Origin of the sequence: Arenibacter sp. F20364 (assembly GCF_023015905.1) — a bacterium.
Classification (GTDB): Bacteria; Bacteroidota; Bacteroidia; order Flavobacteriales; family Flavobacteriaceae; genus Arenibacter.
In genome coordinates, this window is record NZ_JALKBD010000015.1 from 49,227 (window position 1) to 65,615 (window position 16,389).

Below are 16,389 nucleotides of genomic sequence, written 5' to 3' on the forward strand. Positions count from 1 at the left end.
AATTTAAGTGAATGCGGCAGATTATCGACTTTATATTAAGATATAAAAATTTCTTGCTCTATCTTTTCTTGTTGATTATATCCTTAGCGCTTACCATACAGTCCCATTCCTATCACCGTTCCAAGTACTTTAATTCCTCCAACTGGCTAACGGGCAATATCTATGAGACCACTAGCAATATAACCACCTATTTTGGCCTAGGGGAGGAAAACAAAAAATTGGTAGAGGAAAATAAGCGTTTGCGAAATCTTCTTTTTAACCAAAAAAAGCAGGATTCCATGCAATTGGACACCGCCAATATTACGTACAAGGTCATTGCTTCCCAAGTTATCAAAAACAGTTATAGTCTACCGCGAAACTATATTACCATCAACAAAGGAAGTGCACATGGGATAAAACCCGATATGGGTGTCATAACTGCCAATGGTATTCTGGGTATAGTAGAAAATACATCCAAAAATTTTGCAACGGTTCAAAGCATTTTGAACACTAAATCGAGGATCAACGCCAAAATCAAGAATACCAACCATTACGGCTCATTGGTTTGGAACACAAAGGACTATAACACCGTTCAACTGGCCGACATTGAAAGATTGGTACCGTTAAAACTCGGGGACACCATTGTTACCGGTGCCAGTTCCAGCATCTTTCCGGAAAACATTCCCATTGGGATCGTCAAAAATTTCGATCTGAACAATTCCCAAAACTCGTATAATATAGATATTAAACTCTTTAACAATATGGCCACGGTTAAAAGTATTTACCTAGTGAACAATATTCAAAGGGAAGAAATAATAGAACTAGAAGCCAAGACCAACAATGATTCGCAATAGCTACTTCATTAACATAATTAGATTTGTGCTATTGATTTTAGTGCAGGTATTAATTTTTAATAAGCTCAATTTTTTTGGATATATCAACCCTATGGTGTATATTCTATTCCTGTACTGGTATCCCATTAAGCAAAAGAGACAATTGTTTCTTCTGTTAAGTTTTCTGCTTGGCTTTTTGGTCGATTTATTTTCGGATACCGTTGCCATACACGCGGCAGCCACCGTTACCATTGCGTATTTAAGGCCCACAATTATGCGCTTTTGTTTTGGGGTAAATTATGAATTTCAAAATTTTAAACTAACCAACACCACCAGGGCACAACAAATTACATTTTTAACGTTATTAATTATAATACACCATCTAGTTTTCTTTACCCTAGAAATTTTCAGTTTTGAAAATACTCTGTTAATTTTGAGGAAAGTATTGACTATGAGTATAGCCACATTAGTATTGTGCTTGCTATTAAGTTCACTTTTTAGTGTTAATAAAGAATGAGAAAAATCCTATTATCCTCCATTATATTATTGGTTGGAATAACTTTTATCGGTAGATTGTCCTATCTCCAGATTTTTAGTTTTTCCCCCAATCAAATATTGGAAGATCCGGCCATAAAAGCAGTTTATGATTATCCGGAAAGGGGTTATATATACGATAGAAATGGCGAATTACTGGTAGCAAACCAGCCAGCCTATGACGTTATGGTAATTCCAAGGGAGGTAAAACCGTTGGATACTCTCGAATTTTGCAACCTGCTAGGAATTGATAAGGATAGATTTGTATCCCAGCTAAAGAAAGCCAGGGTATATTCCCCTAGACTTCCCTCTGTTCTTGTGCCTCAGCTTTCCAAAGAAGACTATGGAAGGCTTCAGGAAAAAATGCGGAGATTTGAAGGGTTCTATATTCAAAAAAGATCCTTGCGATATTACGACACCAACAGTGGTGCCAACGTTTTGGGATACATCAGCGAAGTTAACGAATGGGATTTGGAACGAAACCCATCATACGCTGCCGGGGAATTAAAGGGAACTACCGGAATTGAAAAAGAATACGAGACCATCCTAAGAGGTCGAAAAGGGGTGAAATGGATTCAAAAAGACCGATTTAACAGGGATATTGGTCCTTATAAGGACGGTGCATTGGACACCCTCCCTGAGCAGGGAAAACAAATAACCGTCACTATAGACAAAATTCTTCAGGAATACGGCGAAAAATTGATGATTGGGAAACATGGAGGAATAGTAGCCTTGGAGCCGGCCTCCGGCGAAATACTGGCATTAATTTCAGGTCCCTCCTACGATCCCGCGCTATTGGTCGGCAGGGAAAGATCCAAGAATTATAGCAAATTACATTATGACACCATTTCAAAACCCACCTTTGACCGATCCATATTGGCGTCACAATCCCCAGGGTCGCCATTTAAGACCTTAAACGCTCTGGTAGCGCTTCAGGAAGGTGCAATTACCCCTGAAACTACTATTCATTGCTACAACGGATTCTACGTTGGAAAAAGAAAAAGAGGCTGCCATTGCGGAGGAGGGACACGAAATTTGAACTCTGGCATATACCTCTCCTGTAACGCGTATTTTGCGGGAGCCTTTCGTAAAATCTACGACCAATTTCCAACTTCCGCGGAAGGTATGGATGTCTGGGAAAAACACATAAAAAGCTTTGGCTTGGGAACATTTTTGGGATATGATCTTCCTACAGGAAGGCCCGGACGAATTCCAAATAAGGAGTATTATAACCGCATTTACGGCGAAAACAGATGGTCGTCTTCCACAATAATATCCAATTCCATAGGCCAGGGGGAAGTAGAAGTAACCCCCATCCAACTAGCCAACATGACCGCCGCCATTGCCAATAGAGGGCATTATTTTACACCACATGTACTTAAAAAAATAGGTGCTGACGATATCAGTATCCCAGAATTCACCGAGGCCAAGCATACCACTATCGACAAAAAATATTTTGAACCTGTTGTACAGGGAATGGCCGAAGTATACAAAAAAGGTACGGCCAGATGGCTCCAAATTGAAGGGATTGAAATAGCAGGTAAAACAGGTACTGTAGAAAACTTCACAAGAATAAATGGGGTACGTACCCAACTTACCGATAACTCTGTTTTTGTTGCCTTTGCACCAGTAAACAACCCCAAAATAGCCATTGCCGTTTATATTGAAAATGGATACTTTGGGTCTCGTTATGCAGGGCACATAGCCTCTTTAATGATTGAAAAATATTTAAAAGGCGAAATTACCAGAGTTGATCTGGAGAAAAGAATGTTGGAAAAAACGCTGGAAGAAGAATACGCAAAACCCTACAGCGGACAACCCTTTAAAATAAATGAGCGTGTCTGGTAAAAGTGTCCTTAAACGCTTGGATTGGTTTAGCGTTCTAATTTACATTTCTTTAGTCTTTATTGGTTGGGTAAATATTTATTCCAGCACCTTTACCGAGGACAACCCCTCTATATTCAACTTTGCTTCATTGCATGGAAAACAATTGTTTTTTATAGGTACAAGTGCCGTTTCCATCATTATCATACTGGCCTTGGAGGCCAATTTCTACGAACGATTTTCCAGTCTGTTTTATATAATATCCATAGTTCTGCTATTGGGTCTATTTGTCTTTGGCAAAACTATTGCCGGCGCAACCTCTTGGTACGACCTTGGATTTTTTAACCTACAACCCTCGGAATTTGCCAAAGTTGCCACTGCACTTGCCTTGGCCAAGTATTTAAGCGATATACAGACCGATATAAAGCGCCAGAAAGACCAAATGATCTCAATATTGATCATATTGATCCCCGCTTTCTTGATCATACCCCAGCCAGATCCAGGCAGTGCTTTGGTGTTCTTTGCCTTGATCTTTGTAATTTTTAGGGAAGGCCTCCCTCTTTACTATCTTGGAATAGGGTTTATGGTGATTCTTATATTTATTTTAACGCTGATGTTCGGTACTATTTGGATAACCATAATCCTTGGGCTATTATTGGCATTGTTCCTCCTATTGAAGAAGCCCTCCTTCAAGGTCCCTATAATCCCGGTTGCCCTTATATATGTCGTTATAATACTCTTCTCCCTATCGGTCAATTTCGTTTTTAATTCCGTTTTTGAACAAAGACATAGGGATCGATTTAGTCTTTGGCTTCGATTGGAAAAAGACCCTAAAAAATTGGAGGAGATTAGAAAAACCATAGGCTATAATACATATCAATCCGAAAAAGCCATAGAATCAGGGGGAAAATATGGCAAGGGGTTTCTGGAGGGCACACGTACCAAAGGCGATTTTGTCCCCGAGCAACATACCGATTATATATTTAGTACCGTAGGGGAAGAATGGGGTTTTATTGGTACCGCAACCGTCGTAATTCTCTTTACCGCCTTGCTGTTGCGCCTAGTATATTTATCCGAACGCCAAAAAAACGCTTTCAGCCGCATGTACGGCTACGGGGTTATCTCTATTTTATTTGTGCACTATTTCATAAATATAGGCATGGTTACAGGGGTTCTGCCTACCATAGGAATACCGCTGCCCTTTTTTAGCTATGGCGGTTCCGGCTTATTATTTTTTACGGCGCTCTTGTTCATTTTCCTAAAATTGGATGCCAATAGGTTAAATGAACTAACCTAAAATCTCCAACCGCTGGTGCTAAGGCTGGCTTCCAAAATAGCCTCCTGTTCATCAGGCAAACCGGAAAAGAAATCGATCCCTGTCAATTTTTCAATTCTATCCACCGGCACCACAAAGTGATCCAATCTTTCTTCATCTTCCTGGTTGGGAAAAAGAAACCCTATAATTTTTAGGTTTTCCCCCTTCCCCTGGGCTATAATTTTATAAAAATACTTTGGAACTGCCACATCTTCCTCTCCTATACTGGACAAGCCACCTTCCAAAACCCCCGCAGTAACAACAAATAATGGCCCTTCCCTTTTGGCCCAATACCGCACCTGCTGCTCCAACCTATTCCAAATACCCGCATTAAATTCTCTATCCTGTGGCGCAATATTGCTGGTATAAAAAGTTTCATTGTAGGCGTATTCGGAAAATCTACGATCCCCAGCTGGACACAAATGTCCCCTATCGTATCCCGAACCCCTATAGTTCCTCCAATCTGCCGATTTCGTCCTTACCTTGGGATCCTCAAGAAAAAGAGGTCTTTTTCTATCGTCCTTGGTTAAATGGGATTTTTCCAAAACATAGGCCACCCACTCCGCCTGTTCATAAGCTTCGTTATAAGATAGGGCAAAATGGGCGTGCTGCACTATTTCACCAGTGCTAGAACTAGGCCATAGCCATTTCGGAATTTCAGTCCTATACCCCTCCCCTTCAGGTAAGGAATAAGGGGCGGGTGTGTAAAAATTATCGAACATCCAAAATAGGACCACACAAACTAGTAGCAGAGTGGTATAAATTATCCTATTTTTCCTATATTTATTCATAGTGTAAATATAGATTAAAACTACCATTCGGAAATTTCGGCAGGTGTAAGTATTGGGCTTTTTGTACGACCAATTTTCTAAACAAAATGTTCATCACAGAATTGTTTTAACGCTCCCAATACCACCAAAGACACCTACTATATCTATTAATTTTTAATAATAAAAAAGAAAGGAAAATATTCATGCTAACTTGGAAAGACGTTATTAACTACAGTGTTAAGGGAAATCCGCCACCCGACAAAAGAGTGGAAAAAACAGAACAGGAATGGCGAGACCTATTAACTCCAGAACAATATAGAATAACAAGAAACAAAGGAACAGAAGCGCCACATAGCGGTGCCCTTTGCAGTACCCATGATGCAGGGAAGTACAGTTGTATTTGTTGTAACACTCCTTTATTCGATTCCACAATTAAATTCAACTCCGGTACTGGCTGGCCAAGTTTTACTCAGCCCATAAAAGAAAACGCTATTAAGTACTACAAAGACTCTTCTTTTGGTATGGTTAGGGTAGAAGTAATGTGCAATACCTGTGATGCCCATTTGGGGCACGTATTTCCCGATGGACCGGAACCCAGCGGATTGCGCTATTGTATTAATTCAGAATCCATGAAAATAGTAAAAGAAAGAGTAACAGATGAACAATAAAAAATTAGAAATCGCGACCATGGGCGGCGGATGCTTTTGGTGTACAGAAGCCATTTTTCAAGAGGTCAACGGTGTACAGAAGGTAATTTCGGGATATACCGGCGGAAATGCCCCAGGGAAACCAACATATAGGGAAGTTTGTTCTGGACTAACCGGCCATGCGGAAGTGGTACAGATAACATTTGACAACAAGATCATCACCTATGAAGATATATTGCTCATTTTTATGACTTCCCATGACCCTACCACCATAAATAGGCAGGGAGCAGACACAGGGACACAATATCGATCGGTAATATACTATCATGATAAGACCCAAAAAGAAATTGCCGGGTTGGTCCTAAAAGAAGTAGCACCCTATTACGAGCAAGCTATTGTTACGGAAATAAGTCCTTTGGGAACCTTTTATGAAGCAGAGGAGTACCATCAGGATTATTACAGAAACAATCCCACTCAAGGCTATTGTAGCGCTGTTATTTCCCCAAAATTGAGCAAGCTCAGAAAAATGCATGCCGATAAAATTAAAAAAGTCAAGGTATAAGAACCCTTAATACTCCAATAGCCTGGTTTAGGACCAATTACAAAGGTGCCAGATAATGTAGATGTCGTAAGGCCAATTATTAATCTCGGCTATTCCGTATATATCCAAAACCATGGGCACCAAAAACCAATTCCGCCCGCTGAAGATATTAAGTTCATAAAGATTTAAAGGGAATAAAAATGCATAACAACATAGACACAGATAATTTGACGGTACAGCACGAAAAAGACAACAATAGATTCACCATGGCTATTAATGGTGAAATTGCCAAAGTAGTATATAAACTAGACCAAGATAAAATGTTTTTGACCTATTCGGAGGTACCCATTAAGCTCCGGGGCAAAGGGTATGGCAAGGAACTAGTGGAGGGCACCTTTGAGCAGTTAACAAAAGAAGGATATAAGGCTGTTGCCGTGTGTTCCTACATAAAGGCCGTTGCTAGAAGAAGTGAAAAATGGAACTCTATAATTGAATAAACACCCTATGAACCTTACTATTAAGGACACCTTTAATACTGAACTCCCAGCAGACCATCTCAAGGAAAATACGAGAAGACAGGTTATGCAGGCATGCTTCTCATTTGTTACACCAAAATCAACCTCAAAACCAGGTATAGTCCATGCTTCGAAGGAGTTGGCCCGGGATCTTGGGCTTACCGAAAATGATCTCAAGTCGGAGGAGTTCAAAAATATATTTACCGGAAACTCGATATTACCTGACACGAATCCTTACGCCATGTGCTACGGCGGGCACCAATTTGGCAATTGGGCCGGACAACTGGGAGATGGCAGGGCCATTAATTTATTTGAAGTCAACCACAATAATAAACAATGGGCACTTCAACTTAAAGGTGCCGGGGAAACCCCTTATTCCAGAACCGCCGATGGGCTGGCGGTATTACGTTCCTCTATTAGGGAGTATTTGTGCAGTGAAGCCATGTACCACCTAGGAGTGCCCACCACCAGAGCATTATCATTGGCCCTTACAGGAGACCAGGTTTTAAGGGATGTGCTATACAATGGCAATCCCGAATACGAAAAAGGAGCCGTGGTATGTAGAGTGGCACCTACCTTTTTACGCTTTGGAAATTTTGAAATTTTTTCGGCCCGACAGGATAAAAAGACTTTAAAGACACTCAGCGATTATACCATAAGGCATTTCTTTCCCCACTTAAAGGAGGGCACAAAAGAAGGTTATCTTGACTTTTTTAGGGAGGTTACCAATAGTACTCTGGATATGATCATTCATTGGCAACGTGTAGGCTTTGTACACGGGGTAATGAATACGGATAATATGTCCATTCTTGGCCTCACCATAGATTACGGTCCCTACGGATGGCTGGAAGGTTATGAGGAGGGGTGGACCCCCAATACCACAGACCGACAATATAAACGCTATAGATATGGTAATCAAATAAACATTGGCCTTTGGAATCTGTACCAATTGGCAAATGCCCTCTTCCCTTTGATAGAGGATGCCAAACCACTTGAAGCGATATTGAAGGAATACCTTGAAAATTATGCCACAAAATATCTGTCGATGATGAAATCGAAAATTGGACTTTTTAAACCGGACGGGAACGACCCAGAACTATTGGCCAGATTGGAGAGCAATTTGCAATTGACAGAAACGGACATGACCATCTTTTTTAGAAATCTAAGCCACATAGCTAAAGATAGCCCTACAAATGACAACTTCTTAGCCCCCGTATGGGATGCCTTTTACGTCCAAGAAGAAGTTAAGGGCCATATCCTTGAAAAATGGAAGTTATGGTTCACCGACTATAAAAGTAGATTGCAAAAGGAAAGTATCAGTGATGGGGAAAGAGCTGAAAAAATGAATAAGGTAAATCCAAAGTATGTTCTAAGAAATTACATGGCACAATTGGCCATAGACGGGGCGGACAAAGGGGATCACACACTAATAAATGAATTTTTCCAACTTTTGAAGCATCCGTACCAAGAACAATCCACAGCCGAAAAATGGTTCGCGAAACGACCGGAATGGGCAAGACACAAAGTAGGGTGTTCCATGCTTTCCTGTAGTTCCTAAACCCGGATACCATTAACTTCTTGGCACTATGCTATCAACAAAAATTAAAGCCATTCCATTGGGTTACTCCTCCGTCCTATTTCGGAACAAAAAATATGCCCTTACCCGTACCGATTTTAATAAGGGCAAGAGTATCAAGATTTATGCAGAGGAATTGGGCGGCAACGATTTTATAAGTTTTAACTTTTATCATTCGGAAAAGGTAGAAAAATTAAACCCCTGTGAAATGACGGCAGAAAAGGTGATCGACTTTTTGAATAATCACCTCTTGCTACAATAGGCATCACCAAAATGAACTTCATAAAAAAACCTGCTCTATGAGCAGGTTTTATCTTCTTATTGCTATCCACAATTAACCTTTTACACTGGCCAATTTAGAGTTATTTATATTGCTAATTTTTAAATCCTGTAAAACGTTAACAGCTTCCTCTACATATACATCCTTGGCCAAATCCTTATGCCAACGGTCGCGCTTTTCCCTTAAAACAGAATCCTGTGTGAATAATTCTTTTTCATACTGCAAGGATTCAAATGTCAGATGGGAATCATAATCCGATATCTTTTTGAAATACTTGGCCTTTTCTTTATCCAGTTCCAATCCCTTCTTATATTCCTCATATTTCAAAGAAACTACAGTTTCATCCTGCGCTTTTTTGATCCATTGTGCATTTTCTTCGATTAATCCTATCTGAGGATTCTGTGCCATTCTTTTAGTGCTGCTGGCGATGGTAGCCTCATAATCAATATAGCCTTCCCAAGGGGTGTACTCCGCCGGGGAGATTTTATCCCAGGTTAGCGGATTTTCCTGATCCCTTTCCCCAAGATCAATATAACTATAACGATCTGGAACAACAACATCGCTCTTAACACCTTCCAATTGGGTTGACCCCCCATTAATTCTATAGAATTTTTGGGTAGTAAGCTTTATAGCTCCAAGATCTCCGTGCTCATTGCCCCTTACAATATTCTCCAAGGGGATAACATTTTGAACCGTTCCTTTCCCAAAGGTCTGTTTACTACCGATAACCACACCTCTTTTATAATCTTGCATGGCTGCGGCCAAAATCTCAGAAGCAGATGCCGATAATTCATTAACCAAAATTACCAAAGGTCCATCCCATTGTATACGTTCATCCTTGTCATTATAAACCTCAGGTTTTTTATCGGTAGACCTAACCTGTACAATTGGTCCGTCCTTAATAAACAAACCAGCCATTTCAACAACTGTTTTAAGAGACCCTCCACCATTATCACGTAGATCTAGGATTAGTCCCTCGGCTCCGGCCTGTTTTAATCTTTCCACTTCTTGGGCCACATCCGTAGCGGCATTTCTTTCATTATAGTCCTCAAAATCCACATAAAATTTAGGTAAATTTATGAGTCCATATTTTTGATTGCCCTTTATGATGGCGGCAGATTTGGCATAAGACTCCTCCAATTCAACTACATCACGGGTGAGGGAGATTACCACAAGGGAACCATCCACCTTTCTAACCGTCAAATCTACTATAGTACCTTTGGGGCCTTTAATAAATTTAATGGCATCATCTAAACGCATACCTACAATATCGACGGGTGTTTCGCCATTTTGTCCTACTTTCAAAATCTCATCACCAACTTCCAACTGCTGATCTCTCCATACCGGCCCACCGGATATAATCTCTACTATTTTAGTCTGATCTTTTTTCTTTTGCAATCGGGCTCCAATACCTTCAAATTTACCGGACATACTGGTATCAAATTTTTCCTTGTCATCTGGAGCAAAATAGAATGTATGAGGATCAAACACCTCAACTATAGTATTCAGGTATTGTACAAACCAATCTTTACGTTCAAGGTCATCCACAAAATCGAAGTAATCATCCAAGGTATTTTTGGTAGATTCCCTGGCAGCCTTTTCAGCTTCTGCAGGGGTTAATGGTTCCGCAGTGCTGTTTTCCTCGGCCACGGCATCAAATTCATCACCCTCTGTAGCGGCTATGGCAGATTCTTTGTTCAAATTCAGTTTGGAATCATAAGTTCCCAAAGTGGCATATTTTAACTGCTTTCTCCAGCGCTCCTTAAGATCTTTACGGGAGTCCACATATCCTTGTCCATCATAATTGATCTCAATGGTCTCATCCACTTTGTAGTCAAAAGGTTCCTCCAAAACCTCCTTATAAATTTCTTTGGCGTCGTCCATTCGCATCAATAAGCGCTGGTAGACCATATCAAAAAAAGTTATATCTGTATTCTTTATCTGATCATCCAATTGAAACTTGTATTTTTCAAATTCCTGAATGTCACTTTCCAAAAAATATCGTTTGGTGGGATCCAAAATATCCAAAAAGCCTTCGAAAACATTAACGGAAAAATCATCGTTAATATCCTTTGGCTGATAATGGCCTCGTTCCAAAACATAAGTGATAAGGTCCAATAACAATTTGTCCTTATCATCGGTTTCAAATGATTTGTTTGTAAAACTGCATGAAGCTACTGCAACAAGCATTACAATTAATGCGTAGGCTAAATTTCTTTTCATCTATTCTTTTTTATTATTTTTCCACATTTGGGGTGTTTTTTAAAACAAAAATCACCCCTCCCTTTTGTAAACTTGTAATCATCTAAAATTAATCAAACCACCACTGCAATCCAAGTTTTGCCATATAAAAGTGGTCTAACATGCCAATTACCCTAAGATAACGAAAAAATCGTGCCATATTATACCTATATGTCATTAATCTTTTGTTAATATCTCAATTGTCCAGGACAATCCCAAAGGTTGGAGCTAAAGTTCAATTTCCATAAATTCAGGGCGAAATTCCAATATTTACCCTTCTTAATTGAAAAAGCGATAATAGATTAAAAACGTATTTTTGCAGCATAAATTATATACCATGACGAAACCTTTGATCCTAGTCACGAATGACGACGGAATTACAGCTCCCGGCTTAAGGGCATTGATACGATTTATGAAGGAATTGGGAGATGTGGTGGTAGTGGCCCCGGACAGTCCACAATCGGGAATGGGGCATGCCATAACCATAGACAACACCCTCTACATAAAAAAGCTCAATGCAGATTTGGACAACGGCTCCATTGAAGAATACAGTTGCAGCGGAACGCCGGCCGACTGTGTAAAACTCGGGCTGCAGGAACTCTTGGGCAGAAAACCAGATCTTTGTGTAAGTGGTATTAACCATGGATCCAATTCCTCTATCAACGTGATTTATTCGGGCACCATGAGTGCAGCTATAGAAGCCGGTATCGAAGGAATTCCCGCCATAGGTTTTTCCCTATGTGATTATTCCTGGAATGCTGACTTTGAAGCCAGCAAGGAAGCAGTCCAAAAAATAGTCCGGGAAGCCCTATTAAATGGTATCCCCAAAGGGGTTGTACTCAATGTAAATATTCCCAAAACCGACAATATGACACCCAAGGGCATAAAAATATGCAGACAGGCACGTGCTAATTGGAAAGAAAAATTTGACAAAAGAACCAACCCCAGTGGCAAGGAATATTATTGGCTAACCGGAGAGTTTGAACTGTTGGACAAGGGAGAGGATACAGATGAATATGCCCTGTCCCAAGGATATGTTTCGGTAGTCCCCACCCAATTCGACTTAACGGCCCACCATGCCATTCAACACATAAACAATTGGACACTAAATGATTAAAAAAGAAATATTTATCGGATTAATTGTTGGTATCATTGCCAATACCATTGGAACCTTACTGTATATAATAATCTTTTCGGATTTAGGCATTGTAGAAACATACCATGCTGCAGTTCAGGAGGGACACGTAGGCAGTTTATTAGCCTTAGGGGCCATCCTAAATTTGGTTGCTTTTTTTGGTTTTTTAAGATTACGTCGCGATTATAGGGCCAGGGGTGTTATGATAGCCACCCTTTTGACCGCTATGTTAATATTGTATTATAAAGTTTTTTAGGTTCCCGATAATGGCGGCACAACACAATAAACCACAGAAACTAAACGGATGAAATACTATATCATCGCTGGGGAGGCATCAGGGGACCTACATGGGTCCAACCTCATTAAAGCCATCAAAAAAAAGGACTCGGAAGCGGATATACGTTGTTGGGGTGGCGATTTAATGAAAGCCGCAGGAGGTAGCCTGGTAAAACATTACAAGGAAATGGCCTTTATGGGCTTCCTCGAAGTCATAACAAATATTAATCAAATTTTCAAAAATATCGCCTTTTGCAAGGAAGATATTAGCGATTTTAATCCAGACGTAATAGTCTTTATAGATTATTCCGGGTTTAATCTTAGAATAGCCTCTTGGGCAAAGAAAAATCATTTTAAAACCAATTACTACATTTCTCCACAAATATGGGCCTCTAGGGAAGGAAGAATCCATAAAATTAAAAGGGATATCGATGCAATGCACGTAATTCTTCCTTTTGAAAAGGAATTTTATGAAAAAAAGCATCACTATCCCGTTAATTTTGTTGGCCATCCGCTTATAGACGCTATCGGGGATATTCCCAGGACAGCCGATAAAAAATTTAGGGAAGGGAATAATTTAGATTTGCAAAAGCCTATTATTGCTTTATTACCGGGGAGCAGAAAACAAGAAGTTCAAAAAATGCTTACCCTCATGTTATCGGTAACCGAATCTTTCCCGGAATATCAATTTGTAATTGCAGGGGCACCCAGTTTGGATGTGGAGTTTTATCAGCCTTTTCTAAAATCGTCCCAGGTAAGTTTAATTTCCAACAAGACCTATGATCTATTAAGTCTGTCCTATGCTGCCTTGGTTACCAGCGGGACCGCCACCTTGGAAACGGCACTTTTTAAGATACCCCAAGTAGTCTGTTACCGGGCCAATTGGATCTCCTACCAAATTGCAAAAAGAATCATAACCCTAAAGTTTATTTCACTAGTAAATTTAATAATGGACAAAGAGGTTGTGAAAGAGCTTATCCAAAACGATCTGAATACCAAAAACCTGACCAAGGAGCTCGACAAAATTTTGAACGGCCCCGAAAGAAAAAAGCAGTTTGAAGCCTATTACGAATTGGAAAAAAAACTTGGAGGCAAGGGCGCCAGTGAGAAAGCAGCATCTTTAATTGTCCAAAGCGCCCAATTGGATCATTAAAATAATTTACACTTGAAGGTACATTTGCCCTCCATTTTGACTATAATGAAACTGCCGACCCAAGCTTGAAAAAAAGGAATCAATGGCGATTTAACTTGAGGTGATTATAAGGGTTTTCCGAAAAAAATGACGGATTTGAAATTAATTATTTAAATTTGATATCCAAGAGCACTAACTTTTACTTGGATGATTCAAAGATTTCTTTCTTTATTCCTAATTATTTTGCTGGTTGGCTGCGGTGCGGCCAAGAATAAAAATGCCTCACGCGAAGAAAGGAAAATAACTGTTGAAGCTTCGGAAAAACCAACCGAGATAAAAGGTGAAACGCCTTTGGGCAGGGAGTCAATAAGTAAACCACTTGCAAAAAAAACCCAACAAATCATAAATACAGCCCTTACATTTTCGGGCACACGCTATAAATTCGGAGGTACTACCAACAATGGCATGGATTGCTCGGGCCTGTTATACGTAGCCTTCGGTGAACACGATATTCAATTGCCAAGAGCCTCTTATCAAATGGCAGAGGAAGGTCAAAAAATAAATTTGAAGGAGGTTGACAAGGGCGACCTACTTTTTTTTGGAACCTCCAGAAGAAAAAACAACATAAACCATGTAGGCCTGGTGGTCCAGGTAGATGGGGATGATATAAAATTCATTCATTCCACCTCGTCCCGAGGTGTTATAGTTTCCTCTTTGCAGGAGGGTTATTGGAACTACGCCTTTATCAAGGCGGCCCGGGTCCTGTAGCATGCGATTGCTGCAGTTTACGGCCGTAAAGCTCACCTTATGCCTAATCTGTGGAATTTTAATTGGATATTACCTACGTCCGCCACTTCCACTATCTTTTTCCATAGTTTTTGTTTCAATAATCCTATTGGGAATTATTTTTGTAAATAACAAAAAAGCTCCCTCACTACTTTTCGGAATTTTAACCGGATTTTTAACTATAGCCATTGGCATATTTAGCCTAAGCTTAAGTGAATCCAAAAACATTGGCCAGCATTACAGCCAACAATTGTCGGAAGAAAATAGGCTCTTTACTTTAAAAATTAGAGAAGTTTTAAAACCTAATAGCTATTCAGATAGATATGTAGTCCATATTAAAAGCATGGACAGCTTACAGGTTTCAGGCAAAGTACTATTGAATATAACGGCGGATTCCTCTGTTAGATCTCTTATGGCCGATGACGAAATAGTAATTTTCACCAACCTCCAAACCATTCACCCTCCATTAAATCCACATCAGTTCAATTATAAAAAATACCTGTCCAACATAGGAATTGAACATCAGGTAAAACTTGCAAGGGACGAGTACTATGTAAAGCCCCATGCTACCACTACCCTCTTTGGAATGGCTTACAAAATAAGGGATCGCATCATTAAAAAACTAAAAAAAGAGAATTTTGGCGCCGAAGAATTGGGTGTTATACAAGCCCTTCTCCTTGGCCAGCGAAATGAGATTACACCCGAAATTGATGCGGATTACAAGGAGGCGGGAGCTTATCATATCTTGGCACTGTCAGGTTTGCACATTGGGATTCTTTTGGGATTGCTCCATTTTATATTGCGGCCCTTGGAATTCCTTCCAAAAGGAAGAACCATAAAGTTAGTTGTTATTGTCTTGCTTTTATGGGCATTTGCCCTCTTGGCAGGACTTTCCGCTTCTAATCTAAGGGCAACAACCATGTTTACCTTTGTAGCCTACGCCCTTTACCTAAACAGGCCTACAAGTCATTTTAATATCTTGGCATTGTCCCTATTCTTTATTTTATTACTGTTGGATCCTTTACTTATATTTCAGGTAGGATTTCAACTAAGTTATGCCGCAGTTTTTGCCATTGTTTGGATATACCCCTTATTACAAAGACTCTGGACCCCACAATACTGGTTTACAAAAAAAGGATGGGAGTTGGTTTCCGTAAGTATTGCGGCCCAACTGGGAGTATTACCAATTAGCCTATATTATTTTCATCAATTCCCAGGATTATTTTTGGTTTCAAGTCTGTTGATACTTCCTTTTTTGACCTTTATTTTAGGGTTCGGAATATTGGTTATAGTACTGTCACTGACCAACAGTTTACCCTCTGTACTGGTAACTATATACGATACGGTTATACGCTGGATGAATTCAATCATTGGGCTGGTTGCCCGGCAGGAAAACTTCCTTTTCAGGAATATTTCTTTTGATGCCATTCAATTAATTCTCAGCTATGGTATAATCATAACAATGGTCTTGGTTTTCATTAAAGCATCCTACCAAAGGGTCATCGTATTCCTGGTAATTATCCTTTGTTTTCAAGCCTATGTTTTGAATATTAGGCACCTCACTCAAAACAAAGAATCCCTAGTAATAGGACATATTGCAAGAAATAGTGGTATAATCCATCAATCAGGACAAAAAATTACGGTTTTTGCCCACGATCCAAAAGCCACAACTAGAATGGCCAGCGATTATGCCATTGCCCAAAACACCATAGAATTGGAGCATCGACCTATAATAAACAGCTATCTAATTGGAGGGAAGAGAATGGTTATTCTGGATAGTACCAATATGGAACTTCCAATAAATTATGAGGTATCTACCTTAGTATTGACCCAATCCCCAAAAATAAATTTTGAAAGGCTATTGGATTCAATTTCGCCAAAAATTGTTATTGCTGATGGCAGTAATTACAGAAGTTATATAGAATTATGGAAAGCGACATGCTATAAGAAACAGCTCCCATTTCACTATACGGGCGAAAAGGGTGCCTTTCTATTTGAATGGTAA

General features: G+C 39.8%; 16 protein-coding genes. 14 read left to right on the forward strand and 2 right to left on the reverse strand.

Translation table 11 applies throughout. From position 1 onward, the window contains the following. Positions 1-11: 11 nt before the first annotated feature. The 4 genes from mreC to rodA are packed head-to-tail and all read left to right on the forward strand — an operon-like array spanning position 12 to position 4,467. On the forward strand, positions 12-833 hold the full coding sequence (gene mreC / locus MWU84_RS13570; RefSeq protein WP_246902148.1) for a rod shape-determining protein MreC: 822 nt from the start codon (positions 12-14) through the stop codon (positions 831-833). Further along, positions 820-1,329 carry a rod shape-determining protein MreD gene (gene mreD / locus MWU84_RS13575; protein WP_246902150.1) on the forward strand — a complete coding sequence of 170 codons (510 nt, stop codon included), beginning with the start codon at positions 820-822 and terminating at the stop codon, positions 1,327-1,329. Before mreC ends, mreD begins: the two co-directional genes overlap by 14 nt. Next, positions 1,326-3,194: a penicillin-binding transpeptidase domain-containing protein gene (locus tag MWU84_RS13580; protein ID WP_246902152.1), complete on the forward strand. Its 1,869-nt coding sequence runs from the start codon at positions 1,326-1,328 to the stop codon at positions 3,192-3,194. The genes mreD and MWU84_RS13580 overlap by 4 nt, the downstream gene beginning before the upstream one ends. Next, positions 3,184-4,467, forward strand: a complete 1,284-nt coding sequence (rodA, locus tag MWU84_RS13585; RefSeq protein ID WP_246902154.1) for a rod shape-determining protein RodA — start codon at positions 3,184-3,186, stop codon at positions 4,465-4,467. Before MWU84_RS13580 ends, rodA begins: the two co-directional genes overlap by 11 nt. On the opposite strand, the gene MWU84_RS13590 is transcribed toward rodA, so the two are convergent. Beyond that, entirely contained in the window at positions 4,464-5,276 is an 813-nt protein-coding gene (locus MWU84_RS13590) for a DNA/RNA non-specific endonuclease (protein ID WP_246902156.1), read from the reverse strand. The two genes, rodA and MWU84_RS13590, sit on opposite strands and share 4 nt — an antisense overlap. A gap of 182 nt (positions 5,277-5,458) precedes the next feature. Here MWU84_RS13590 and msrB point away from each other — a divergent pair, with 182 nt between their 5' ends. The 5 genes from msrB (at position 5,459) to MWU84_RS13615 (ending at position 8,796) form a co-directional block, all read left to right on the forward strand. After that, positions 5,459-5,923, forward strand: a complete 465-nt coding sequence (gene msrB, locus MWU84_RS13595; RefSeq protein ID WP_246902159.1) for a peptide-methionine (R)-S-oxide reductase MsrB — start codon at positions 5,459-5,461, stop codon at positions 5,921-5,923. Next, positions 5,913-6,464, forward strand: a complete 552-nt coding sequence (msrA, locus tag MWU84_RS13600) for a peptide-methionine (S)-S-oxide reductase MsrA (RefSeq protein WP_246902161.1) — start codon at positions 5,913-5,915, stop codon at positions 6,462-6,464. The genes msrB and msrA overlap by 11 nt, the downstream gene beginning before the upstream one ends. A gap of 179 nt (positions 6,465-6,643) precedes the next feature. Further along, positions 6,644-6,940, forward strand: a complete 297-nt coding sequence (locus tag MWU84_RS13605) for a GNAT family N-acetyltransferase (RefSeq protein WP_246902163.1) — start codon at positions 6,644-6,646, stop codon at positions 6,938-6,940. 7 nt (positions 6,941-6,947) lie between these two features. Beyond that, positions 6,948-8,516, forward strand: coding sequence for a protein adenylyltransferase SelO (locus tag MWU84_RS13610; protein WP_246902165.1), 1,569 nt, complete (start codon positions 6,948-6,950; stop codon positions 8,514-8,516). Positions 8,517-8,544: 28 nt separating this feature from the next. Beyond that, positions 8,545-8,796 carry a peptide methionine sulfoxide reductase gene (locus MWU84_RS13615; protein ID WP_246902167.1) on the forward strand — a complete coding sequence of 84 codons (252 nt, stop codon included), beginning with the start codon at positions 8,545-8,547 and terminating at the stop codon, positions 8,794-8,796. 72 nt (positions 8,797-8,868) lie between these two features. Here MWU84_RS13615 and MWU84_RS13620 read toward each other — a convergent pair whose 3' ends face one another. Then, positions 8,869-11,037, reverse strand: coding sequence for a carboxy terminal-processing peptidase (locus MWU84_RS13620; RefSeq protein WP_246902169.1), 2,169 nt, complete (start codon positions 11,035-11,037; stop codon positions 8,869-8,871). A gap of 355 nt (positions 11,038-11,392) precedes the next feature. On the opposite strand from MWU84_RS13620, the gene surE reads away from it, so the two are divergent. The 5 genes from surE (at position 11,393) to MWU84_RS13645 (ending at position 16,389) form a co-directional block, all read left to right on the forward strand. Beyond that, entirely contained in the window at positions 11,393-12,172 is a 780-nt protein-coding gene (gene surE, locus MWU84_RS13625; RefSeq protein WP_246902338.1) for a 5'/3'-nucleotidase SurE, read from the forward strand. Further along, complete coding sequence (locus tag MWU84_RS13630) at positions 12,165-12,446, forward strand: hypothetical protein (protein ID WP_246902172.1); 282 nt, start codon at positions 12,165-12,167, stop codon at positions 12,444-12,446. Before surE ends, MWU84_RS13630 begins: the two co-directional genes overlap by 8 nt. A gap of 48 nt (positions 12,447-12,494) precedes the next feature. Next, complete coding sequence (gene lpxB, locus MWU84_RS13635; protein ID WP_246902175.1) at positions 12,495-13,619, forward strand: lipid-A-disaccharide synthase; 1,125 nt, start codon at positions 12,495-12,497, stop codon at positions 13,617-13,619. A 186-nt stretch (positions 13,620-13,805) separates the two neighbouring features. Next, on the forward strand, positions 13,806-14,366 hold the full coding sequence (locus tag MWU84_RS13640; protein WP_246902177.1) for a C40 family peptidase: 561 nt from the start codon (positions 13,806-13,808) through the stop codon (positions 14,364-14,366). 1 nt (position 14,367) lies between these two features. After that, on the forward strand, positions 14,368-16,389 hold the full coding sequence (locus tag MWU84_RS13645) for a ComEC/Rec2 family competence protein (RefSeq protein WP_281502558.1): 2,022 nt from the start codon (positions 14,368-14,370) through the stop codon (positions 16,387-16,389).